General features: G+C 64.1%; 21 protein-coding genes. 11 read left to right on the top strand and 10 right to left on the bottom strand.

What is annotated here, in order from left to right; translation table 11 throughout:
* Position 1: 1 nt before the first annotated feature.
* From MUO32_RS11135 to MUO32_RS11120, 4 genes are all read right to left on the bottom strand, one after another.
* Positions 2–736 carry a DUF2259 domain-containing protein gene (locus MUO32_RS11135; RefSeq protein ID WP_257948355.1) on the bottom strand — a complete coding sequence of 245 codons (735 nt, stop codon included), beginning with the start codon at positions 734–736 and terminating at the stop codon, positions 2–4.
* Positions 733–1,410 carry a ribulose-phosphate 3-epimerase gene (gene rpe, locus MUO32_RS11130; RefSeq protein WP_257948354.1) on the bottom strand — a complete coding sequence of 226 codons (678 nt, stop codon included), beginning with the start codon at positions 1,408–1,410 and terminating at the stop codon, positions 733–735. The genes MUO32_RS11135 and rpe overlap by 4 nt, the downstream gene beginning before the upstream one ends.
* Positions 1,411–1,479: 69 nt before the next feature.
* Positions 1,480–2,481, bottom strand: coding sequence for a P1 family peptidase (locus MUO32_RS11125; protein ID WP_257948353.1), 1,002 nt, complete (start codon positions 2,479–2,481; stop codon positions 1,480–1,482).
* A gap of 3 nt (positions 2,482–2,484) precedes the next feature.
* The gene (locus MUO32_RS11120) at positions 2,485–3,564 is read right to left on the bottom strand and encodes an ABC transporter substrate-binding protein (protein ID WP_257948352.1); all 1,080 of its coding nucleotides are present in this window, start codon (positions 3,562–3,564) and stop codon (positions 2,485–2,487) included.
* A gap of 155 nt (positions 3,565–3,719) precedes the next feature.
* On the opposite strand from MUO32_RS11120, the gene MUO32_RS11115 reads away from it, so the two are divergent.
* The 8 genes from MUO32_RS11115 to MUO32_RS11080 all read left to right on the top strand — a co-directional run bounded on the left by MUO32_RS11115 (position 3,720) and on the right by MUO32_RS11080 (position 11,612).
* Positions 3,720–4,232 (top strand): flavin reductase family protein, encoded by a 513-nt coding sequence (locus tag MUO32_RS11115; protein ID WP_374708635.1) that lies wholly within the window; start codon positions 3,720–3,722, stop codon positions 4,230–4,232.
* A 78-nt stretch (positions 4,233–4,310) separates the two neighbouring features.
* The gene (locus MUO32_RS11110; RefSeq protein ID WP_257949201.1) at positions 4,311–5,186 is read left to right on the top strand and encodes a MoxR family ATPase; all 876 of its coding nucleotides are present in this window, start codon (positions 4,311–4,313) and stop codon (positions 5,184–5,186) included.
* A 3-nt stretch (positions 5,187–5,189) separates the two neighbouring features.
* Positions 5,190–6,431: a VWA domain-containing protein gene (locus MUO32_RS11105; RefSeq protein WP_257948350.1), complete on the top strand. Its 1,242-nt coding sequence runs from the start codon at positions 5,190–5,192 to the stop codon at positions 6,429–6,431.
* Between the two features lie 10 nt (positions 6,432–6,441).
* A complete protein-coding gene (locus MUO32_RS11100) occupies positions 6,442–6,768 on the top strand; it encodes an XdhC family protein (RefSeq protein WP_257948349.1) in 327 nt (108 codons plus the stop codon).
* Positions 6,768–7,466, top strand: a complete 699-nt coding sequence (locus tag MUO32_RS11095; RefSeq protein ID WP_257948348.1) for an XdhC family protein — start codon at positions 6,768–6,770, stop codon at positions 7,464–7,466. The genes MUO32_RS11100 and MUO32_RS11095 overlap by 1 nt, the downstream gene beginning before the upstream one ends.
* On the top strand, positions 7,463–9,073 hold the full coding sequence (locus MUO32_RS11090; RefSeq protein ID WP_257948347.1) for a molybdopterin-binding/glycosyltransferase family 2 protein: 1,611 nt from the start codon (positions 7,463–7,465) through the stop codon (positions 9,071–9,073). Before MUO32_RS11095 ends, MUO32_RS11090 begins: the two co-directional genes overlap by 4 nt.
* Before the next feature lie 3 nt (positions 9,074–9,076).
* Positions 9,077–9,397, top strand: a complete 321-nt coding sequence (locus tag MUO32_RS11085; protein WP_257948346.1) for a TfoX/Sxy family protein — start codon at positions 9,077–9,079, stop codon at positions 9,395–9,397.
* A gap of 103 nt (positions 9,398–9,500) precedes the next feature.
* The gene (locus MUO32_RS11080; protein WP_257948345.1) at positions 9,501–11,612 is read left to right on the top strand and encodes a TonB-dependent receptor domain-containing protein; all 2,112 of its coding nucleotides are present in this window, start codon (positions 9,501–9,503) and stop codon (positions 11,610–11,612) included.
* A 99-nt stretch (positions 11,613–11,711) separates the two neighbouring features.
* On the opposite strand, the gene MUO32_RS11075 is transcribed toward MUO32_RS11080, so the two are convergent.
* From MUO32_RS11075 to MUO32_RS11055, 5 genes are all read right to left on the bottom strand, one after another.
* Complete coding sequence (locus MUO32_RS11075) at positions 11,712–12,131, bottom strand: NUDIX domain-containing protein (protein WP_257948344.1); 420 nt, start codon at positions 12,129–12,131, stop codon at positions 11,712–11,714.
* Between the two features lie 9 nt (positions 12,132–12,140).
* Positions 12,141–13,646 (bottom strand): DEAD/DEAH box helicase, encoded by a 1,506-nt coding sequence (locus MUO32_RS11070; protein ID WP_257948343.1) that lies wholly within the window; start codon positions 13,644–13,646, stop codon positions 12,141–12,143.
* Between the two features lie 192 nt (positions 13,647–13,838).
* Positions 13,839–15,128: a M23 family metallopeptidase gene (locus tag MUO32_RS11065; RefSeq protein ID WP_257948342.1), complete on the bottom strand. Its 1,290-nt coding sequence runs from the start codon at positions 15,126–15,128 to the stop codon at positions 13,839–13,841.
* Between the two features lie 97 nt (positions 15,129–15,225).
* The gene (locus MUO32_RS11060; RefSeq protein WP_257948341.1) at positions 15,226–16,053 is read right to left on the bottom strand and encodes a ferritin-like domain-containing protein; all 828 of its coding nucleotides are present in this window, start codon (positions 16,051–16,053) and stop codon (positions 15,226–15,228) included.
* 22 nt (positions 16,054–16,075) lie between these two features.
* Positions 16,076–16,543, bottom strand: coding sequence for a peroxiredoxin (locus MUO32_RS11055; RefSeq protein ID WP_257948340.1), 468 nt, complete (start codon positions 16,541–16,543; stop codon positions 16,076–16,078).
* Between the two features lie 151 nt (positions 16,544–16,694).
* Between MUO32_RS11055 and MUO32_RS11050 the strand changes: the two genes are divergently transcribed.
* A complete protein-coding gene (locus tag MUO32_RS11050) occupies positions 16,695–20,090 on the top strand; it encodes a DUF3971 domain-containing protein (RefSeq protein ID WP_257948339.1) in 3,396 nt (1,131 codons plus the stop codon).
* Between the two features lie 47 nt (positions 20,091–20,137).
* On the opposite strand, the gene tyrS is transcribed toward MUO32_RS11050, so the two are convergent.
* The gene (gene tyrS / locus MUO32_RS11045; RefSeq protein ID WP_257948338.1) at positions 20,138–21,391 is read right to left on the bottom strand and encodes a tyrosine--tRNA ligase; all 1,254 of its coding nucleotides are present in this window, start codon (positions 21,389–21,391) and stop codon (positions 20,138–20,140) included.
* A gap of 88 nt (positions 21,392–21,479) precedes the next feature.
* On the opposite strand from tyrS, the gene MUO32_RS11040 reads away from it, so the two are divergent.
* Positions 21,480–22,610 carry an anhydro-N-acetylmuramic acid kinase gene (locus MUO32_RS11040; RefSeq protein WP_257948337.1) on the top strand — a complete coding sequence of 377 codons (1,131 nt, stop codon included), beginning with the start codon at positions 21,480–21,482 and terminating at the stop codon, positions 22,608–22,610.
* Between the two features lie 91 nt (positions 22,611–22,701).
* Entirely contained in the window at positions 22,702–23,880 is a 1,179-nt protein-coding gene (locus MUO32_RS11035; RefSeq protein ID WP_257948336.1) for a diguanylate cyclase, read from the top strand.
* Positions 23,881–23,910: the final 30 nt, after the last annotated feature.

Below are 23,910 nucleotides of genomic sequence, written 5' to 3'. Positions count from 1 at the left end.
GTCAGGGCCGGAAGGGAACGGCGATCCAGCGGCCGTCGGCACCCTCGAAGCCGAAGCTGCGGACGAGCACGAGCGCCACATGGACGGGATCGGCGCCGCGCGGATGGAAGGTCATGGCGCCGGAAATCTGGTAGGAGAGCGGGCAGTTGCGGCTATCGGGCACCCGCGTGTCCTCGTAGAGCACCGTATCGGCCGTCTCTCCATCGCGCTTGACGAGTTTCAGCCGGAACCCCTTGCCGCCCTCGGGCGTGATATCCCGGCACCGGTCGGACGGCTGCAGCGGAATGTTTTCAAGCGCCAGCGCGAAACTGCCGCCGGGCGTCGGTTCGATCGCGTGGGGGAGATATTCGATGCGCTCGCGATCGGCGCCCACTTCGCCCATCGGGTTGAAGGCCGCGAGCACGCCCGGATTGTTGGCCAGCTTGTGCTGATCGATCAGGTTCGCGGCCTTGCCACGACTTTCCGCTCGCGCTTTACCAAGGCCTGCCGCCTCGTCGTCGATGCGCACGCGGATCGGCGTGCCCGCGAGATAGGAGTCCTTCTCCGTATCGATGAAGTAGACGTTGGAGTAGGGAAAGCCGGAACCGTCCTGCACGCCGAATTCCTCGAAGGCGAAAACCTTGCCGTCAGGCGAGAACCCAAGTGGCTGGAAGGTCGAGAAATCGCCCGCCGAAGCGCTGGACGCCATCAGCATGGAGCCAAGGAAGGCGGCTGCCGTTTTCCGGAAAATCGTCACGCCCGCGCACCCTCCGCATTGCTGCGCAGAGTGTCGATGGTTTTGCGATAGGCGTCAACATGGCCGCCGCCGAAGATGGCGGAGCCCGCGACGAAGACATTGGCGCCGGACGCGGCCGGCATGGCGATCGTATCCACGGCGATGCCGCCGTCGACCTGGATCTCGATCGGTCGGTCGCCGACCATCTTGCGCACGCGGCGCAGCTTTTCCTGCATCGCCGGAATGAACTTCTGGCCGCCGAAACCGGGATTGACGGTCATGACGAGGATGAGGTCGATCTTGTCGAGCAGGTAGTCGAGCACGCTTTCCGGCGTCGCCGGGTTGATCGCGACGCCGGCGCGCTTGCCGAGCGCGCGGATCGCCTGCAGCGAGCGGTCGAGATGCGGGCCGGCCTCGGCATGGACGGTGATTCCGTCGCATCCTGCCTTGGCGAAGGCTTCGAGATAGGGGTCGGCTGGCGCGATCATCAGGTGGCAGTCGAAGAAGGCGTCGGTATGCGGGCGCAACGCCTTGATGACATCGGGGCCGAAGGAAATGTTCGGCACGAAATGGCCGTCCATGATGTCGAGATGGATCCAATCCGCTCCGGCCGCGACGACGTCGCGCACTTCCTGCCCGAGCTTGGCGTAGTCGGCGGCAAGAATGGAAGGGGCGATCCGCATGGGAAGGGTCATGTCTGGCTCCATCGGCAAAGATTTTCGCGTCGCCATATCATCCCCGGCAGAGGGGAACAACGGGCGAATTCACCGCATCGCCCAGCTCGGCAGCACATCCCCATCCATCGGCGCCGCATCGTGCACACCACGGGCGATGGCGCGCGCCATGGTGGAGGCCGCGGCGGCGCAGAGTGCGATGAAATCCTCCGGGGCGGGCGTGCGGCCACTCTTTCCCGTCGCAAGCGCGAAGACGAGGTCGCCGTCGAGCGGCGTATGCGACGGCCAGAGCGCGCGGGAAAAGCCGTCATGGGCGGCAATCGCAAGGCGCTTCGCCTCCGCCTTGGTCAGCAAGGCATCGGTCGCGATGACCGCGATGGTGGTGTTTTCCGTGCCGGTCGGGCGGGACGAGAGTTTCGTGCGCGGGATGCGGGCGTCAGCCGGAAAGGGGGCGGGCAGGCCGAGGCCGCCGAATTCGCCATCCTCCTCGAAGGGGGAAGCCCAGAAATGCCTTGTGTCGCCGACCGTGGCCGAACCGAGTGCATTGACCGCCACCAGCGCGCCAACGGTAAAACCTTCGGCAAGCACGATTGAAGCGGAGCCGAGGCCGCCCTTGAAGCTGGCGGTGAGCGCTCCGGCGCCGGCGCCGGCGCTTCCCGTGTTGAAATCGACGCCCGCGTTTTCCAGCGCCGTATAGCCAAGTTCGCGATAGGGCGAATAGCGGCCCCAGTCCTTGTTCCCGGCGTTCATCAGGTCGAAGAGGATCGCGGCGGGAACGATCGGCACGCGGTGCGGGCCGACGGCGAAGCCGCGCCCCCTTTCGCGCAGACCCGCCTGTACGCCCGTCGCCGCATCCAGCCCGAAGGCCGAGCCGCCGGAAAGCACGACGGCATCGACCGTCTGCACCATATTGTGCGGTTCCAGCAGGTCGGTTTCCCGTGTGCCAGGGGCTCCGCCCAGCACCTGTACGGCGGCCGTCGCCGGTTCCTCGCAAAGCACCACGGTGACGCCGGATCGCAAAACGTGATCGGTTGCGTTGCCGACCTTCAGGCCTGCGACATCGGTAATGAGGTTCTTCACGCCCGGGCGCATCGTCTATTCGCTTTCCGGTGCAGTGTCGGCGGGCACGAAAGCGCCGGCCTTCCAGACGAGCAGGCGGTAGGGATTGGTACCGAGTTCGTGATCCGCGCCGAAGGCGATGGGGCCAATCGCCGTTTCGAAGCGGCCGGTCGCGAGTTTTTCCGCGAGGTCGCCGCCTTCTGTCCGCGCAGCCGCCGCAAGCGCCGTCACGGCGGCGTGGGCGGGCAGCACGTAACCTTCCGCGACGATGTCCCGCGCCAGCATGGCCTTGACCACCGGCTCGCCCTCCGGTTGCGACTGGTAGTCCGGCAAGGCGATCGCCTGCACGCCGTCTGTCATTGCCACGGTCGGATCGGCGCCGATCAGAGCCTCGCCGCCGAGGAGGGTAAGCGGTTGCTTCTCCGCCGCCGCGTCGCGCGCGATGACGGCCACATCCGTTCGGTCGCCGCCGAGGAAGACATGGGTGACGCCGGTCTTGGCCAGCCGCCGCACGAGGGTGAGCTGTTGTTCCTGCGCCGAGCGGAACGTATCGACGAAGGCTGCCTTCATGCCCACGTCCTCAAGCCGCAGGCGGACGGTCTCCACGAGTTCGCGCGCATGGATCGTGCCGTCGTCGATGAGCGCGAAGGGTTCGGATTTCCAGTCGCGGGTGATGATTTCAACGGCCTTGTCTGCCTCCGCCCTGGGGCCGGGGGCGAGGCGGAAAAGCGGCCAATTCTTCTTCAGCGCATCCTCCATGAGGATGCCGGAGCGCACCGAGAGCGTGATGGCCGGCACCTTCGCCTCCGCGAGCGCCGGAAGCGATGCGGCAAGTCCTTCCGTGCAGAGGAAACCGACGGCCGCATCGGCACCCGCCGAAAGGATCGCCTTGGCGATGTTGTCGCCGTCCGTCTCGTCGCAGGCTTCCGGGATTTCCACGACCGTGTCGCCGTTCGCTTCCGCCGCAAAACGAGCGCCGTCGCGCACCTGCTGCCCGAGGATGGCAAGCGGCCCCGCATCGGGAGCGACCACAGCGAAGGTGAGGCCGGCCGCCATGGCCGGTCCGCCGGCCAGGAGGACGCCGCCCAGGAGGCTCGCAAGGAAAACGGTCTTCATTCTCAATCCATCGGTCGCGATGGCCCCTTTGTACGGTCGGGATTTCACAGGTCAAAGGGAAATATGGACAGCTTTCGCCTCTTGTCTCTGACAGGACAGGAAAATTCGACATCAGGGGTTACATTTTTCTTCACTTTCGCCATGTATCACCTGTGATGAAGGAGAATGCCGTGTTGGACAGGTTGATGCTGGATGCGTCGCTCTACCGCGATGCGATGAGCCGGTATGCCGGCCATGTGCAGATCGTGACGACGGCTCACGAGGGTGAGAAACGCGGCGTGACCATCACCGCCGCCTGCTCGGTCTCGGACAGCCCGGCCATGGTGCTTGCCTGCGTCAACGCGTCCAACCCGAAGAACGCGATTTTCTCCAAAAGCGGCAACTTCGCTCTCAACACGCTTGCCGCCAACCAGATGCATCTCGCCAATGCCTTTTCCGGCCGCGATCCCGCGCTTTCCGCCGAAGAACGTTTTGCGATGGGCGACTGGCAGGAGCTGGTGACAGGTGCACCGGTGCTGAAAGGCACGCTTGCCTCTTTCGATTGCCGGCTCATCGAGCTCAAGGTCATGGCGACCCACATGATGCTGATCGGCGAGGTGAAGGGCGTTTCCGTCGGAGAGCACAAACCGGCGCTTCTCTATATGGACCGGGGCTACCGCACGCTATAGTCTCACCCTCCGGAGTGGAGGAGTTGCGTGCCCTATCAGCGTGGACACATCCCGCAATCGATCGACGAAACCGTCGACATGTTGGCATCGGGTAATTATCTGGCCGGGCGTTCGCTCGCGACGGTGCTCTTCCTGTCATTGCGCATGAAACGGCCGCTCTTTCTCGAGGGGGAAGCGGGCGTCGGCAAGACGGAGATCGCCAAGGTCCTGTCGGCAGCGCTCGACCGGCCGTTGATCCGCCTGCAATGTTACGAGGGCCTCGACATTTCCTCCGCCGTCTACGAGTGGAACTATCCGGCGCAGATGTTGGAAATCCGTCTCGCCGAAGCCTCGGGAACGACGGACCGCAGCCGTATCGAGGCCGATATCTTCTCCGAGCGCTATCTCATCCGCCGCCCGGTGTTGCAGGCGCTTTCCTCGCCGGATGGTCGCGCTCCGATTTTCCTGATCGACGAACTGGACCGTACGGACGAGGCCTTCGAGGCCTTCCTCCTGGAGGTCTTGTCCGATTTCCAGGTGACGGTGCCGGAGCTTGGCACCATCCGCGCTGCCGAACCGCCCATCGTCATCATCACCACGAACCGCACTCGCGAAGTGCATGACGCGCTCAAGCGCCGCTGCCTCTATCACTGGGTGGACTATCCGGAGGCTGCGCAGGAACTGGAGATCATCCGCCGCAAGGTGCCCGGTTGCAACGAGACGCTGTCGCGGCAGGTCGTCGCCTATGTGCAGAAACTGCGCGCGCTCGATCTCTTCAAAAACCCCGGTGTCGCCGAAACCATCGACTGGGCGACGGCGCTGACCGAACTCGACCGCATGGCGCTCGACCCCGAAACCGTCTCCGACACGCTTGGCACGTTGCTCAAATACCAGGACGATATCGCGCGCATCGACGGGGCCGAAGGGAGCAAGCTGCTCGACGACGTGAAAGCCGGCCTGGCGGCGACGGGCTGAAGGATGGCGGTTTGGGCGAAAAACGAGATTCTGGGCACCGCTACGGACGGGCGGCTTGCCGATAACATCGTGTTTTTTGCCCGGGTGCTGCGCAAGGCAGGCCTAAGGCTCGGCCCTGCTGCCGTCACCGACGCGATCGAGGCGGTACGGGCCATCGGCATCGGCGAGCGCGAGGAATTCTACACGGCGCTCCATGCGACGCTCGTCAAGCGCCACGAATACGACGCCGTGTTCGACGAGGCTTTCCGCCTGTTCTGGCGTTCGCGCGACCTCGTGGGCAAGATGATCGCGCTGATGTCGCCGGTCGTGGCGCGCCATGAGGAGCGGGAAAAGCGCAAGGCGGGCGAAACGCGCGTCTCCGACGCGCTGTTCGGCGGGCGCGAAAATGAGAAGCGCCAGCGCGACGAGCCGGATATCGAGATCGATTCGCGCCTGACGGCCTCGGGCAGCGAGGTCTTGCGCCGCACCGACTTCGCCCAGATGTCCGCCGCCGAGCTTGCCGCCGCCAAACGCGCCATTTCCCGCCTCGTCCTGCCTATGGACGAGGTGCGTACGCGCCGCTTCCGCCCATCCAACAGGGCGGTTGCCATCGATGCGCGCGCCACGATGCGCCATGCCATGCGCACGGGCGGCACGCTCATCCTGCCGCGCCACCGGGAGCCGAAGACGGTGCATCCGCCGCTCGTCGTGCTCGCCGATATCTCGGGCTCTATGAGCCAGTACACGCGCATCTTCCTGCATTTCCTGCATGCGCTCGGCGAAAGCCACAGGCGTGTGCACGCCTTCCTGTTCGGCACGCGGCTGACGAATGTCACGCGCCCGATGCGCAATCGGGATCCGGATCTTGCGGTGGAGGCGTGCAGCCAGACGGTCAGCGACTGGTCCGGCGGAACGCGCATCGGCGAGACGCTGAAGGAATTCAACCGTCTCTGGTCGCGCCGGGTGCTGGGGCAGGGCGCCATCGTGCTGCTCATCACGGACGGGCTGGAGCGCGAGGGCATAGAGCTCCTCGAAAAGGAGATGGACCGCCTGCACCGTTCGTGCCGACGGCTGGTCTGGCTCAATCCGCTGCTGCGCTTCGAAGGTTTCGAGGCGCGGGCGCGGGGTGTGCGGGCCATGCTGCCGCATGTCGATGAATTGCGCCCGGTGCACAATCTGGAGTCGATGGCCGAACTGGTGGCGGCGCTCTCCAGTGCCGCGCCGAGCCGTGCCGGCGATCCGCGGCGCGTTCTGCCGGCGGCATGAGGAGGGAAAGATGGACGTGAATGAAACGCTCGACCCGCTGGCCATCGCGGAACGCTGGATGGACGACGGGCGCATGGTAGCGCTCGCCACCGTGATCGAGACCTGGGGTTCGGCGCCGCGTCCTGTCGGCAGCCATCTGGTGATCGACGGGGAGGGGCATTTCCACGGCTCGGTCTCCGGCGGTTGTGTGGAGGGAGCGGTCATCGGCGAGGCGATGGAGGTCATCGGCGACGGTGAGCCGAGGATGCTGGAATTCGGCGTCGCGGACGAGACCGCCTGGCGCGTCGGCCTGTCCTGCGGCGGGCGTATCCGGGTCTATGTGGAGCGCGTCGGCTGATGGATCCGTTTCTCCTGCGCAAACTGAACACGGAGCGCGCAGCGCGGCGCGCCGTCATTCATCTGACGGATCTCGGCGACGGGCGCGACCGGGTTATCCGTGAAGGCGACCCGGTGGCCGGACCACTTGGCGACGCGCTCGCAAGCGCTTTCCGTTCGGGGAAATCCGGGCTGGTGGAGGCCGAGGAGCGAAGCTTCTTCCTCAACGTCCACCTGCCGCCCGCCCGCATCGTCGTCATCGGCGCGGTCCATATCAGCCAGGCGCTGGCGAAGATGGCCGTCGTCGCGGGCTTCGATATCACCATCATCGATCCGCGCACGGCCTTCGCCACGGAGGAGCGTTTTACCGGCATCGATCTCGTCGCGGACTGGCCCGAGGATGTGCTGGCAACACGCCCGCTCGATGCCTATACCGCACTCGTTGCCGTGACGCATGATCCGAAGATCGACGATTTTCCGCTGTCGCGGGCGCTCGCGACCGGTTGCTTCTATGTCGGTGCGCTCGGCAGCCGGAAAACGCACGCCAGGCGCGTCGAGCGCCTGACGGCTCTTGGCCATGACGAGGCCGAAATCGCCCGCATTTCCGCGCCCATCGGCCTTGATATCGGTGCCGCAAGCCCGGCCGAGATCGCCGTCGCCATTCTCGCCGATATCATCGCATCTTTACGCCGCCGGCCTCTGCGCGGGGACGCATCATGATCTTTGGCGAGGTCCCCGTCCACGACGCGGTTGGGGCGCGGTTGGCGCATGGCGTACGCACTGCGGGCCTCTCGCTGCACAAGGGCCATGTGATCACGACGGCGGATCGCGCAGCCCTTGTTGCCGAGGGCGTCGACACCGTCATAGCCGTGCGGCTGGACGCGGAGGACATCGGTGAGGACGAGGCGGCGTCGCTGATCGCGGCGGCGATTGCGCCGGACCATCTCGCCTTCACCCCGCCCGCCACGGGCCGCATCAATCTGCATGCAGCAGCCAATGGCCTGTTCGTCGCCGACCGGGCGGCGATCGACCGCTTCAACCGGGTCGATCCTTCGATCACCATCGCCACCCTGCCGGATCATGCAAGCGTCACCGCCGGCGACATGGTGGCGACGATCAAGATCATTCCGCTCGCGGTGCCTGATAACCTCGTCCGAAAGGCCGCGGCGGTGATGGCCTCGAGCCGGGCGCTGGAGGTCAAACCCTTCGTCGCGCATCGCGTCGGCCTCGTTGCGACGGAGCTGCCTACGCTCAAGACGTCGGTCATGGACAAGACACGGCGGCTCGTCGAGCAACGGCTGCACGCGTCCGGTAGCCGGCTAACGAATGAGAGGCGTGTGCCGCATCGCACGTCGGAACTGGCTGCGGCCATTGTGGAAACGGCGAAGGAAAACGATCTCGTTCTTGTCTTCGGCGCCTCCGCGGTGACCGACGCGAACGATGTCATCCCCGCAGCCATCCGTGCGGCGGGCGGCGTGGTCGAGCATGTCGGCATGCCGGTCGATCCGGGTAACTTGCTGGTTCTCGGCCGCGTCGGCACCGCGCCGGTTATCGGCGCTCCGGGTTGCGCGCGCAGCCCCAAGGAGAACGGTTTCGATTGGGTTCTCGCCCGCATTTTCGCCGGTGAAAAGCCCGGGCCTGAGGAGATTACCGGCATGGGTGTCGGAGGCTTGTTGAAGGAAATCCCGAGCCGTCCGCAGCCGCGCGACCTGCGCGCGCCGGAGCGGTCGCTTTCGGTCGCTGCCCTCGTGCTGGCGGCCGGTCGCGCCAGCCGCATGAACGGCAGCCACAAGCTGCTCGCCGCCTTCGATGGCCAGGCGCTGGTGCGGCGCTCGGTGGAGGCGGCGCTTGCCGCAAGGCCAGCGCGCGTGCTGGTCGTGACGGGGCATCGCGCGGACGAAATCGAGGCGGAACTGGCCGGCCTCGCGGTTGATATCATTCGCAACCCGGATCACGCGCAAGGCATGTCGACGTCGCTGCGTGCAGGCGTTTCCGCGCTCGGTCCCGGCTGCGACGGTGTCGCGGTGATGCTGGCCGATATGCCGCATGTCACCGGCGCGGATGTGCGCAGGCTGCTGGAAGCTTTCGTGGCATCGGGTGGCCAGGTGGTGGTGCGCGCGGTCTCCGGTGGCAAGCGGGGCAATCCCGTCATCCTGCCGCGGAGTACATTTTCAGCGATCCTCCAGCTTGAAGGTGATGTCGGGGCGCGGCATATCGTGGAAAGCGTCGGGCTCGATGTCGTGGATGTGGAGATCGGCGCGGCGGCGCATGTCGATGTCGATACGCCGGAGGCGGTGCTTGCCGCGGGCGGCGTTCTGAAAGGGTAGGGCATGGATCGGGACGGGATCGAGGAAATGTTCCAGGCGCTGGGGCCGGTCACGATCAAGCGCATGTTCGGCGGCAAGGGGATCTATCACGAAGGGCGCATCCTCGCGCTGGAGGTGCAGGGCGAAATCCTGCTCAAGGCGGACGCCCGCAGCGCGCCGGATTTCGAGGCTGCCGGCAGCCGGCAATGGGCCTATGACGGCAAGCAGAGCGGCAAGCCGGTGAAGATGCCCTACTGGTCCGTTCCAGAAGCCGCTTTCGACGATCCGGATGAGATGGCGGTGTGGGTGCGGCGCGCCTATGAGGCGGCGTTGAGGGCCAAATAGAGCCGGGAATTCTCCGCGATCAAACTTGACTTTATTTATCATGTTGTCCATTACCGGACGGTTCCGCGTGCCTGCGCGCGGCGTGAAGTCCGATGAGGTTCCCATGCAATATAATCGTTTTCACGCGTCGACGCTTCTGGCAGGCTCGGCCATGGCGCTTGCGCTTCTGGCTCTTGCCGCACCGGCCCGGGCGCAGGACGCGGCAGCGACGGAGCTTCAGGCTGTGAATGTCGAAGGCGACAGCAACGGTGACAGCATCGTCGATATCCCGGCAGCCGTTTCCAAGTCGGATCGCATCAAGGTGCAGGAGCGTTACGCCGGCGACGCGACCCAGGTGCTGCGCTCGACGCCGGGCACGTTCACCCGCGAGCCGGCCGACCAGCCGGGCATCACCGTCAATATCCGCGGCATGCAGGGCATGGGTCGCGTCAACAGCATGATCGACGGCGTGCCGCAGACCTTCAGCAACCTGTCCGGCCACGGCGGCACCTTCGACAATCTCCTCTATGTCGAGCAGAACATGCTCGTCGGCGTCGATGTCACGCGCGGTGCGGTTTCCGGCGCCGAGGGCATGGGCACGCTGGCTGGCGCCGCCAATTTCCGCACGCTCGATGTCGATGACGTGCTGCTTTCGGGCAAGGATGTCGGCGTGATGTCGAGCGTGCGTGCCGGTACCAACGGCTTCGACTATTCCCGGCTCCTGGCGGGGGCTGCCCGCACGGACCTGGGTGAGGGCGAGATGAGCGTCGTCGGCGCCCTCAGCGATACCAAGAAGAGCCCTTTTGAGAACGGCGCGGGTATCATCTACCCCTTCGGCGGCGACCAGCACCCGAAGTCCGGCCTCTTCAAGGTGAACCTGTCACCGAATTCGGATCACAAGCTGCAGCTTGGCGGCATCTGGTATGGCAACGAGTTCCTGCCCGGCACCTCCGGCTACAACTGGGTCATCAACAATCAGACCTATACGGCGAAATATTCCTACACGCCCGGCGACGATCTCTTCGATCTGCACGCCAACGCCTATCTCAACATCACGGACCTGGAATTCGACGGCACCAACGGCAATGTCAGTTCGTTCGATGGCCGCAAAGGCACCAATACGACGACCGGCTTCGATATTTCCAACCGCATGCGCTTCGATCTCAATGACGAAACCGAGTTGAAGCTCTATTACGGGGCGGCCTACAGTCGGGACAGATACAAGGGCAATGCCAAGCGCGGCGCAAATCCGGACGGGACACTCGTCAAGGCCGGCACCTTTGCCGAAGCCACGATCAGCCGTGGTATCTTCGATGTGACCGGCGGCCTGCGCTACGACTATTGGTCGCTTGAAGGCATCACGGGCTATTACACGCCGGGCACAAACGGCTGCGCCCCGACGGGCGATCCGTGCCCGATCGACACGCTGTCCCGTTCGGGCAGCGATTTCAATCCGAAGATTACCGTTTCGGCGCGGCCGTTCGACTGGCTACAGCCCTACATCACCTACGCCCACACCTCGCGCCCGCCGACGGCCTCCGAAGTGTTCTATCCGGGTGGCCACAGCTTCGACGGTTCGTCCGACCCGATCAACAACAACCCGAACCTGTTGCCGGAAAAAAGCCGGGGTGTGGATCTCGGTGTCAATCTCACCGGCAGTGATCTCCTGACCAGTGGCGACGAGGGCTGGCTGAAGATCGGCTACTTCCACAATCGCATCCGCGACTACATCACCTTCGACCTCGACACGGACGGCACGATGCGCTGGGTGAATGTCGATGGCACGACGATCATGAAGGGCGTGGAAATCGAAGGCGGTTACGATGCCGGCCAATACTATGCCGGCTTCTCGGTCACGATCGCCGATACCGCCCAGCCGGAAGGCGCTGCCGCCGGCGTCGGTGACGTCGGCAAGCTGCCGGACGATTTCGCGACGCTCGATCTCGGCATGCGCTTCTTCGACGAGGCGCTGACGGTTGGCGGACGCATGCGCTACACCGGCAAGAGCAAGCAGGCCTATATCAACGAGGCCATGGCCTACAACCTGCCGAGCTACACGCTCTTCGACGCCCACGCCTCCTGGCAGATCAACGAGAACGCAAAGGTGTTCTTCAATGTCGAGAACGTCTTCAACAAGGATTACATGAAGGCGAATTCCGGCCTGATGGACAATTACGCCGGTATCAAGAACGGCCGCGGCCGCACCTTCATCTTCGGTGCAACCGCCAAATTCTAGAGCGTTTCCAGTCCAAGCGGCATCGCTTCAGCGTCGGAGAATGCACTAAAAATATTAGACTAAAGCAATTCCGGTGAGCCGGAGTTCAGCAGAATTGCTTTAGCCCTGGCGTCGGCGGAGTGCTTCGACAGCATCGGCCGCAAAACGCGAGAGCGGCGCGGGCAGGGCATCGAGCGGGAACCAGCCGAATTCCGGCAGCTTCTCCGGCTCCACGACGCGTGCCTCGCCTGAGAAATCCCTGCATACATAGATGAGCGACAGCCAGTGCTGTCGCTCTTCCGCGATGATCTGCTCGGAAATACAGAGGAAATCGACGGCGCCGATGGCGAGACCGGATTCTTCCTCGGCCTCGCGGCGTGCGGCGTCCTTTGCCCGTTCCATATGGTCGACCTTGCCGCCGACGATGTTCCACGAGCCGGCCTCCGGCGCCTGCAGGCGCCGGTAGAGAAGGACCTTGTCCTCACGCAAAAGCGCCAGGCCGCATCCGAGGCCTGGCACATCGATACCGGGAACGGGCATTCGCTCGGATCAGGCCTTGCCGGCGATCAGCATGAAGGCCGGGACGTCGTCGCCGAAGCCGAGCGGCGTCGGACCATCGTCGTCGTCGCGGCGGTAACGGTTGCGGCGGTCACGGCTGTCGTCGTTGGCCGGGCGCGGTGCGGCATGGTTTGCAGCCCGCGGGTTGCGAGCGGGATTATTCTGCGGCCGCCCTTCCGCCTTGCGTTCAGCTTTCACGACTTCCACCTTCTCTTCGGTCTCAACGGTCTCGATGCGGGGTTCCGGAACGCGGGCTTCGCCCTTGCTGCGTCCACGGGAACGATCACGGTCGCGGTCGCGACCACCGCGATCGCGCCCGCTGCGGGGCCGTTCGCGCTCCTCGCTCTCGGCGGCCGGCGGCAGGTCCTCGATGCCACCGCTCAGCCATTCGACCTTCTGATCGATCAGCTTTTCGATAGCATCGACGAATTTGCCGTCGCGCTTGGAGACGAGGGTGAAGGCGGCGCCCGAGCGGCCGGCACGGCCGGTGCGGCCAATGCGGTGGACATAGTCCTCGGCGTGGATCGGGACGTCGAAATTGAAGACATGGCTCACATCGGGGATATCCAGGCCGCGGGCAGCGACGTCGGAGGCCACGAGAAGCGTGAGCTTGTTTTCCTTGAAGTTGGCCAGCATCGTCGTGCGGGAACGCTGGTCCATATCGCCATGCAGCGCGCCGACGGAGAAGCCGTGGCGATCGAGCGAGCGGAAGAGATCGGCGACATCGACTTTGCGGTTGCAGAAGATGATCGCGTTCTTGAGGTCGTCCTGCGCGCGGATGAGGTCGCGCAGCGTGGCGCGCTTCTCGTAATCCTTGCTGTGGGTGGCGACGAAACGCTGCGTCACGGTCTTGGCCGTGGAGGAGGGCGGCGCCACTTCGACCCGTTCCGGGTTCTGCAGGAAGCGGTCGGCCAGCTTCTGGATTTCCGGCGGCATCGTGGCCGAGAAGAACAGCGTCTGGCGAGTGAAGGGGATGAGCTTGGCGATGCGCTCGATATCGGGGATGAAACCCATGTCGAGCATGCGGTCGGCTTCGTCGATGACGAGAATCTCGACACCGGTCATCAGGAGCTTGCCGCGTTCGCAATGGTCGAGCAGGCGGCCGGGGGTGCAGATGAGAACGTCCGCGCCGCGCTCCAGCTTGCGGTCCTGTTCGTCGAAGGAAACGCCGCCGATGAGCAGCGCGACGTTCAGCTTGTGGTTCTTGCCGTATTTTTCGAAGTTCTCGGCAACCTGGGCTGCCAGTTCGCGCGTCGGCTCAAGGATCAGCGTGCGTGGCATGCGGGCCCGGGCGCGGCCCTTTTCCAGCAGCGTCAGCATCGGCAGCACGAAGGATGCGGTCTTGCCGGTGCCTGTCTGGGCGATTCCGAGAATGTCGCGCCGCGAAAGAGCCGGAGGAATAGCGCCAGCCTGGATGGGGGTCGGGATCGTGTAGCCCGAATCTGTGACGGCGGACAGGACTTTCGGGCTCAGGCCAAGATCAGCAAAAGTGGTCAAAGGGAAAAGGTTTCCGTTCCGGTTCTTGCGAACGCAATGGGTTGCAGCGGGCACATCGCCGCTAGGATGCAGCGCACTTAGGCCCAAAGCGCCGGAAAGTCAAGGAAATCAGCGAATTTGGTAAATCCGCAAGCAATTTGAAGCGCGTGGCTATAATTTTTGGCCTTCGAAGGCGCTTCGCTTTGCGTTACGTCAATTCATATAGGTCGTCAACTTCATGCCCGCGGTGAGGAAGCGCATGGGGTCGAGCGCCTTGCCGTCGCGGCGAACCTCGTAGTGCAGATGCGGACCGGTGGAGCGGCCCGTGGTGCCGGAGAGGCCGACCGTGTCCGCAGCCTCGATATGATCGCCGACCTTCACGAGAACGCGCGAAAGGTGGGCGTAGCGGGTGGTCAGGCCATTGCCATGGTCGATCTCGACCATGTTGCCATACCCGCCGTTGCGGCCCGCGACGACGACGGTGCCAGCCCCGGTGGAGCGCACCTCCGTTCCGGAGCTGACGCGAAAATCGATGCCGGCATGCAGCGCCAGACGACCAAGAAACGGGTCCGTGCGGTTGCCGAAACGGCTTGTGATGCCACTGCCCGGCGATGGATTGCCGAAGGGCAGTTTTCGCGCCGTGCGGCGGGCTGTGTCCAGGCGTTCGAGCGCGGCATCGAGGTCGTTGATCGACTCTTCGAAAGGATCGTTGAAGGCCTCGGGCTCGACGAAGGGACCGCCGATGCCGGTTTCGATGTCGTCCTGTCTGTCCTCGATCGTCGTTTCCGCGACGTCAAAACCCGTGCGGCGCAGGATGGTCTGGATGGCATCGGCCGTTTCCGAGGCGCCTGTCGTCAAAGACTGGATGCGGCCGATCTGGTCGTGTTCCAGATCCTTGAGGGAGAGCGTGACCCTGGAAAACAGGCGGTCGGCGCGATCGGCGACCGATTCGCCTGTCGTCGCATAGGCGAGCGCCGCCGATTTCTTCGATGCGCCGCCTGTCGATCCCATGATGGCGTTGATTGCGCCGGTGGCGTCCGCGCGCCGGTCCTCCGTGAGGGACCTTGCATCCGACAGCGGCATGTCGCCGGAAACGCCGTCGGTGTCGGCGCGATTGAGCAGGGCGTCCAGCTTGCCGTGCCGCTCGGAGAGCGCAAGCTGCTGCTGCATCAGCTTTGCGACCTTCTCCTCCACGACCTGCTGGTCGAGAAGCTGGCGGCTGGTGACGCGGTCGACCTGGGCGCGAAGGGCGGAGATGCGGTCCTCATAGTCATGCTGCATACGCGCCTGGCGCGCCATGGTGGCGCCGATCAGGTCGTCGCGCAGCACGAGGTAGGAGGTCGCGGCAAGGTACCCGACGGTGAACATGCCGGCGAAACAGAAGGTGGCGGCCGCCATCCAGGGGCGAATGGTCATGTGGCGGATTTTGTCGCCGCTTGCCAGGATTACGACATGCTGCTGCGCGCGCTTTCCGAATACGCGGTTTTCAGGACGCTCCGCCACCACAAACTCCCCGACCGATTCACTTGGTCTCGTGCGGGGAATTACACATTGTTAGGGTTAACAAAGCCTTTCGGGGTGGCATTTTTAGCGCGAAATATTAGCTTTGGCTGACGGAGACGAGCGAGCGGTAGAAGGATGGTGTGAGGCCTGCTTCGGCCCGCGCGACATCGTTGAACGGCGGCTTCAGCGGACCGCGGAAATTGCTGCGCACCAACGCCTTGAAGGTCGCGGACGGATCCTTCTTCTCGCGGGCGCAGAGGAAGCGGAACCATTTCGCACCGACGGCCACGTGGCCCTTTTCGTCGTTGTATATGATGTCGAGGATATCGGCGCTGGCGTGATCGCCGGTCTCACGCATCTTCATCTGCAGCGTCGGCGTTACGTCGAGGCCGCGCGCTTCGAGGATCAGCGGCACGACGGCGAGGCGTGCGGTGAGGTCGTTGCGTGTATCGTGCGCGGCCTTCCACAGGCCGTCATGGGCCGGCAAGTCGCCATATTCGGCGCCCAGTTCACGCAACCGGTCGCGAATGAGCCGGAAATGTTTGGCCTCCTCGAAGGCCACCTGCATCCACCCGTCGAAAAACGAATGCGGCACGCGCTCCGTGGTGAAGCGCGCGACGATGTCGAGCGCGAGATCCACGGCGTTGAGCTCGATATGGGCAAGCGCATGAAGCAGCGCGATGCGGCCCTTCTGCGTGTGTAGCGAGCGCTTTTCCATATGTTTTGGCGGAATGAGCTCCGGTTTATCCGGCCGCCCGGGCCGCACCGGCAGAGCCGGGTCGCGTGGCGAGCGCATGGAGAGCGTGCGGGCGAACCAGCGCCGGGCGGTCTCCTGCGTCAGGTCCGCCTTCAGGTCGAGATCGGCCGAGGCGATAGCCGCCGTGGCGCCGCCGCGCAAGCTTTCGATATACGGAAGGTCAGTCATTCCAGTCCCTTGCCAGAAGAGCCTAAAGCGTCTTCGCCGTTTCGAGAACGGCCTCGACATGGCCCTTGACCTTCACCTTCGGCCAGATTTCGGCGATCTTGCCGGTGGCATCGATGAGGACGGTCGTGCGTTCGACGCCCATATAGGTGCGGCCATACATGCTCTTCTCCTTCCACACGCCATAGGCTTGCAGCGTCTGAAGGCTTTCGTCCGAGGCGAGCGGCACGCCGAGTTCGTGCTTCTTGACGAACTTGTCATGCTTCGTCACCGGGTCGGGCGACAGGCCGATGATCGCCACGCCGGCTGCATCGAAATCGGCCTTCGCGGCGGTAAAATCCTTGGCTTCCATGGTGCAGCCTTCGGTGTCGTCCTTGGGATAGAAGAACAGGACGACGGGCCTGCCCCTGAAGTCCGAGAGCGAAAGCGTGCCGCCACCATCGCGCGGGAGGGTGAAATCCGGCGCTTCGATGCCCGGTACCAGTTCTGCCATGGGATTTCCTTTCTTTGGCCGGCTTTTTGAGTCAAGCAGCCGGCCTCCCGCATATATAGTGGCTGACAGAATCGTCCAGCGACGACAGGACGACGCGCAGCGATTCCGTGGGATAATGTCGCGAGACCGGGAATAAGGAAACCAGCGCGAGATGGACGAAGCCCGCGGCGAGAAGGTTGTGTTCCGCAGAAAGGACATCGTCCCGCTGCATGACTTGCCGTCTGCGCAGGCGCATGAGCCCATCGTGCTGCATGCGGTGGATGCGAGCCGGACCAGCATCTGCATGCGCCTGGCTGCCGCTATGGTCGCACTGCTGCTCTTCATCGGCGCCATAGTTGTCGGCTTGGTGGAGATGGGGACGTTCGACAGCACGCTCAACGCCCGCGCCGTTGCGGCGCTCAACAAGGCGCTAGGACCGCGCTATCGTGCTTCGGTCGATCACACCGTGGTGCGCCTGTCCGGCTTCGGCGGCCTAGCGCTGAAAGCGGAGGATGCGCGCATCGTCGACGTTGAATCGGGCCTCGAGCTCGCGACGACGGCTTCCGTCGATATCGTGCTCGATCCGACAGCCCTGCTTTCGGGCCGCGTCGCTGTTTCGAGGCTGGATGTCGATGGCGTGATGTTCAATGCGGCGCTTTTGCCGAAAAGCGCACCGCTCGACCTCGCATCCTTGCGGATTTCCGATGTGCCGGACTATCTCGAAACCACGTTCGAGCGCCTCGACGGCGTCAGCCGCCTGATCGAGGCCAATGGTATGCAGACCGTTCGCATCTCCGATCTCGGCGCGACGTTTCGCGGGCCGGACGGCAAGCCTGTCACGCTCGATGTCGCCAGTTTGCAGTTCACCCGCGAGGGTGCCCAGAGCATGTCGATCGACGGTCACTTCACCATCAACGGCGAGCAGGGCGAGATCGATCTGACGACATCGGGCGCCGCCGGCGCCATCCGCGCGATCGATGGCGCGATCCGTAATGTCGATCTCGGCGATTTCATGCTGAGCCATGATCCGCAGGGCGAGATTCATGCCGGCGTCGATACGGCCGCGGATGTATCCGTCAACGCCCTGCGCGAGGCAGATGGGACAAAGCCCGCCCTCGGCCTCGACGTCAAGCTTTCCGCCGGCTCGGTCTATGGCGATGGCGTTGCGGCCGAGCTGCGTCCTTCCTCGGTGAAGGTCCGGTACAATTTTGAAAAGGGCTCGATCGAGCTTGCCTCGACGGATGTCGGTGTCGGCCAGTCGCTGTTTCCGTTCACCGGCGGCCTGATCGACCTCGACCGGGTCTCCGACCGGACGGAGAAGGGGTTTGCGATCGACCTCGTCTTCAGCAACGCCATGACCCGGCCAAGCGATACCGGCGAGGCGCCGATCCGGTTCGACGCCAAGGTGAACGGCTACTATCTCGCCCAGTCGAAGAGCCTGAGGTTCGAGGAAATGGCGGTCGCGAGCGAAAAGGGCAGCATCGCCGGCTCGCTCGCCCTGCAATTCGGCGAGAAGGAGCCGGAAGTCAGTTTCGTGATGATCGCAAGCGAATTGCAATCCGCCGCCGTCAAGCAGTTCTGGCCGTTCTGGATGGCGAAGACGGCGCGCGGCTGGGTGGCGAAGAACATTTTCGGCGGGACCGTCACCAACGGCCGTATCGAATTCTACCTCGCCGCCGGCCGCAAGCGCGAGCCGGGCGTTCCGATGCATCTCACCGCCGACGAGCTGAAGATCGATTTCGACATCAAGGGCGCGCGCATGAATATCGCCGGCGATATTCCGCCGCTGCGCGATACATCGGGCACATTCCGCCTGCGCGGCCCGCGCACGGAGATCGGCATCACCGGAGGGGCAGCCTACTTCCCTTCGGGCCGCTCCGTTGCGCTGACCGGCGGCACCTTCGTGCTGCCTGACAACTACACCAAGCCGCTGATGGCCGACATGGACATCGACGTTGCCGGCAATGCGGACGCTATCGCCGAACTCGTGACCTATAGGCCGATCCGCGCACTTCCCGCGACGGGCTTCTCACCGGATGATTTCAGCGGTCTCGTCAACGCGAAGGTCAAGGCGCATTTCGGCGTGATCTCCGCCCACAAACCGCCGCCGCCGCAGTGGTCGGCCACGCTCGATCTGGACGGTGTCGATGTCAACAAGCCGATCGCCGGTCGCAATGTGACAGCGCTGCGCGGCGTCCTCGCCATCGATCCGCAGCGGGCGAACCTCAAGGCGAAGGCCGATATCGACGGTGTGACGCTCGATCTCGAACTGGTCGAGCCCGTCAGCAAAACGGCCGGTATCACGCGCCGGACCGTGCTGTCGGGCACGCTCGGCAATAAGGATCGGGGCAAGCTGCTTCCGGGCCTCGACGACATTGTCGAAGGAGAGGTCTCCATCCGGATGGAGCAGGAGGGTGATGGTCCGCGCACCGTCGAGGCGGATCTGGGGGCTGCTGCCGTGTCGGTGCCCTGGCTCGGCTGGACGAAGGGCGCGGGCATCGGCGGTAAGGTCAAGCTGACGGCCGAAACCAAGGACGGCGCGACGCGCGTCTCCGATTTCCGTTTCTCCGGCGATGGTTTCAATGTGGCGGGTGCTCTCGTTTTCAACGGTGCGGTGCTCGATTCCGCGAACTTCTCTACCGTGAAACTATCGGCTGACGACCGGTTCCGCCTGGTGGTCGATCGCAACAAGGCGGGCTATTCGGTTGCCGTGAATGGCGATTCGGCCGATGTCCGGGCGGTGCTGGCGCGCCTCAAGACGGCGTCGGGTGCCAGCGGCGGCAAGAGCAGCAAGCAGGGGGCGACGATCAAGGCCAAGCTGGCGCGGGCCGTCGGCTTCAACGGCGAAAGCCTGAACAATGTGAGCCTCAGCTACTCGACGTCCGGCAGCCGTATTTCCGCGATCGATCTTTCGGCGGTCACCAAAAACGGTGCTCCTGTCGTGGGGCAGATGGTGCAAAGCGACGGCTCGGACGTCATTCAGCTGACGAGCGGCGATGCCGGTGCGATCGCCCGCTTTGCCGATATCTACAGCCATATGCGGGGCGGGCTTCTCAACGTGCGTCTGCGCGAAACCACGAACAGCGGGTGGCGTGGTTCGGTCGATATCCGCGATTTCGCGCTGGTCGGCGAAGAGCGTTTGCGTTCCCTGGTCTCCACCCCCGCCAGTGGCGACGGACGCAGCCTCAACGACGCGGTGCGCAAGGAGATCGACGTGAGCGCGGTCAAGTTCTCGCGCGGTTTTGCTCAGGTCCGCGTCGGCGGCGGCACGTTGGCGCTGGAAAACGGCGTGGTACGCGGCGAGGCGGTGGGGGCGACCTTCCAGGGCGTGGTGCGCGATGCCAATGGCCAGACAGAGATGACCGGCACCTTCATGCCGGCCTATGGCCTCAACCGGCTCTTTGCCGAATTGCCGCTTATCGGCATCATCCTTGGCAACGGCAACGATCGCGGCCTGATCGGCATTACCTTCAAACTGTCCGGCCCCTTCGACAAACCGCGGCTCACCATCAACCCGCTGTCGATCATCGCGCCGGGTGTCTTCCGCAACATCTTCGAATTCCAATAAAAAAGGCCGCCCGGAGGCGGCCTTGATCGTCGGTCTCCGTCGCTGCCTCAGGCCGGACGCACGAGAATGTGCTTCTTCTTGCCAAGCGACAGCTTGATCACGCCGTCGGCAGAAACATCGGCCGTTCCGATCACCCGGCGTTCGTCGGTGATCGCGATATCGTTGATGCGCACCGCGCCGCCCTGCACATGGCGGCGGGCTTCGCCGTTCGAGGCGGCAAGGCCGGCCTTGACGATCAGCGAGAGCAGGCCGATGCCGGCTTCGAGCTCGCCCGTGGCGACATCGACCGACGGCAGGTTTTCGGCAATCGCGCCTTCCTCGAACGTCTTGCGGGCAGTCTCGGCAGCCTGCTCGGCGGCGGCGCGACCATGCAGCACGGCCGTCACTTCCGTCGCGAGGATCTTCTTCACCTCATTGATCTCCGAACCGCCGAGCGCGGAGAGACGGGCGATTTCGTCCATCGGCAGGGTCGTGTAGAGCTTCAGGAAGCGCGAGACGTCGGCATCTTCAGTGTTGCGCCAGTACTGCCAGAAGTCATAGGCCGACAGCATATCCGGGTTGAGCCAGACGGCGCCGTTGATCGACTTGCCCATCTTGGCGCCGGATGACGTGGTCAGAAGCGGCGAGGTCAGCGCGTAAAGCTGCGGCGTGCCCATGCGGTGGCCGAGGTCGATGCCGTTGATGATATTGCCCCACTGGTCGGAGCCGCCCATCTGCAGGCGCACGTCGTAGCGCTTGTTGAGCTCGACGAAGTCGTAGGCCTGCAGGATCATGTAGTTGAATTCGAGGAAGGACAGCGACTGCTCGCGCTCGAGGCGGGTCTTCACGCTGTCGAAGGAGAGCATGCGGTTGACCGAGAAGTGGCGGCCGACATCGCGCAGGAATTCCAGGTAGTTGATGCCGAGCAGCCAGTCCGCGTTGTTGATCATCAGCGCGTCCTTCGGACCGTCGCCATAGGTCAGGTAGTTGGCGAAGACCTTCTTGATGCTGGCAATGTTGTCGTTGATCGTCTGTGGTGTCATCAGCTGGCGCGCCTCGTCCTTGAACGAGGGGTCGCCGACCATGCCCGTGCCGCCGCCCATCAGCGAGACCGGACGGTGGCCGGTCTGCTGGAACCAGTGCAGCAGCATGATCTGGATAAGGCCGCCAGCATGGAGACTGGGCGCCGTCGGGTCGAAGCCGATATAGGCCGTCACGGTTTCCTTGGCCAGGAGGTCGTCGAGGCCGGTTTCATCGGAGATCTGGTGAATGAAACCGCGCTCTTTGAGCGTGCGAAGGAAATCGGATTTGAATTCGGACATGGCCTGTTTCTCTGGTGGGATTGTTTCGGTCGGGCGTTTACCACCTTTATGTTGAATAATCACCTTTTTGTTGATTCTGGAGTCGACGATGACGGTATGGACGGCGATCGGTCTGATGAGCGGCACGAGCCTCGACGGCATCGACGTGGCGCTGCTGCGCACAGATGGCGAAACCGTCGTGGAGCGCGGCCCGTCGCTGGGACGTTCGTACGACGCCGCCTTCCGCCGCCGGCTGCAGGGCGCGCTTGAAACCGCCAAAGCCATTGTTGAACGCACCGAACGGCCCGGTGATCTCCAGGAAATCGAGCAGGAACTGACGCTGCGCCACGCCGAGGCCGTACTCGCCCTGCTTGCCGAAAACGACCTGAAGCCCGCCGATATCGACGCCATCGGCTTCCATGGCCAGACCGTGCTGCACAGGCCGGATGCCGCGCTCACGGTGCAGCTCGGCGATGGCGGCCTGCTGGCGAAAGAGACCGGCATCCAAGTCGTCTACGACATGCGCGCCAACGACATGGTGCATGGCGGGCAGGGCGCACCGCTCATCCCCGCCTATCACGCAGCCCTTGCCGCTGGCCTTTCCGATGCGCGTGGCAAGGCAGTGGTCTTCGTCAATATCGGCGGCATTTCCAATCTCACCTTCATCGGCGGCGGTGACCGAATCGTCGCTTATGACAGCGGGCCGGGGAACACGCTGATCGACCAATGGGTCGAGGCTCATGCCGGCATTCCCTACGACCAGGGCGGCATGATCGCCTCGGAGGGGCAGGTCGATCCCGAACTTGCCGGCCGCTACCTCAGCCATCCCTTCTTTACCGATGCGGTGCGGCGCTCGCTCGACCGCAACGATTTCCGCCCGCCGGAGGGCCGTGACGCGAGCCTTGAGGATGGTGCGCGCACGCTCGCGCATGTGACGGCCGCGGCGATCCTGCGTTCGGCCCGCCACCTGCCGGAGAAACCGAAACTCTATGTCGTCTGCGGCGGCGGCCGGCTCAACCGGGTCATCATGGGAGACCTCGCGGCGCTCGCCGGCATCGAGGGCGCGGAGGTCGTGGCCACCGAGGCGGTCGGTCTCAACGGCGACAGCATGGAGGCCGAGGCCTGGGCCTATCTTGCCGTACGCTCGCTGCGCGGCCTGCCGCTCACCTATCCGGGCACGACGGGGGTGAGAAAGCCTGTCACAGGCGGCGTCCTGCGGAAACCGGCCGCTGCGGGTTAACGCATTGTTTGCCCGCATTCTCTAGCATCGCTCATGGTCGATCCGGGACGGAGTGAACGGAGCGGCCTTGTTGTCTTGCGTAGAGTGGCCGATGAGTAGCGCTGGCTTTCTGATGGCGGCGAATTTTTTCATCGCCCAGTGTTTCTGCTTTTTCTTTCTGGCGGTGTCCGCCCGGAGCCGCAACCGTGTTGCCGCCCGGTGGTTTGCCGGCAACTTTGCGGTTGCGTCGCTTTCTATTCCTTTCGAGTTTCTCCTTGCCAATTTTCCACCGGCCAGGCTTTGGACGGTCCTGGCCTTCGCATCAATACTCGGTGGCGCGTTCCTGCTGCGGGTTGGTATCGGTCATCTTTACGACGTCCGGACCAATCGAAAGCACTTGGGCGTACTTTTTTCTGTTTTCGTGGCTTTCAACTATGTGATCTACGATCTGCCACGCGGAACGCTGACACATGCTTTGGCCTATCAGGCCCCACTGGCCGTCTCGGTTGCCATGAGCGCGTGGGTTGTATGGCGTGCAAGCGCGAGGGCTTTTTCCGACAAGATGCTTGTCGGTCTCCTGGTCCTGACAAGCGTACATTTTCCGCTGAAGGCCGCGATTGCCGTTCATGCGGGGTCCGGCAGCATCGCGAGTGACTACCTGTCCAGCCGGTTCGCACTCTACTCGCAGAGCATCGGCGCCGTTCTTATCGTCACCATCGGCCTCGTTCTGTTGTGTGTGCTGGTGCTGGAAATCATGGAGGACGAAAAGGCCAACGCGGAAGTCGATGTTCTCTCCGGCGTCCTCAACCGACGTGGTTTCGACAATCGCGTTGATGCGCTGATGGCGCAACACGGGCCGCACAGCATCGTCATCTGCGACCTCGACCGCTTCAAGTCGGTCAATGACACCTACGGCCATCAGGGCGGTGACGCCGTGATCCGAGCATTTGGCGAGATGCTGAAGGCCGCAGCCCCTGAAGGCGCACTTGTCGCCCGGATCGGCGGCGAGGAATTCGCGATTTTCTTGCCGCGTACGAGCAGGGAAGCGGCCTCTCTGTTTGCCCATGTACTGCGCGCGACGCGGTCCGTGTCGTCGGTCCCCGGCCTGCCGTCGGGTGTTCGCGTTACCGCGAGCTTCGGCGTGGCGGAAATCGGCCAGAACGAGCCCCTGCGTTTGGCGATGCGCCGCGCCGACGATGCGCTCTATGCCGCCAAGAACGCCGGGCGCGATTGCGTGCGCGAGGCAGAGCCAGCGGCCGTGGTGCTGGAAGTCGTCAAGCGCGCGAACTGATCCCAAAGAAAAAGCCCGATGGCGGAACCA

It is taken from the genome of Shinella sp. CPCC 101442 (genome assembly GCF_024704725.1).
Classification (GTDB): domain Bacteria; phylum Pseudomonadota; class Alphaproteobacteria; order Rhizobiales; family Rhizobiaceae; genus Shinella.
This window is presented reverse-complemented; position numbering and strand designations above follow the sequence as displayed.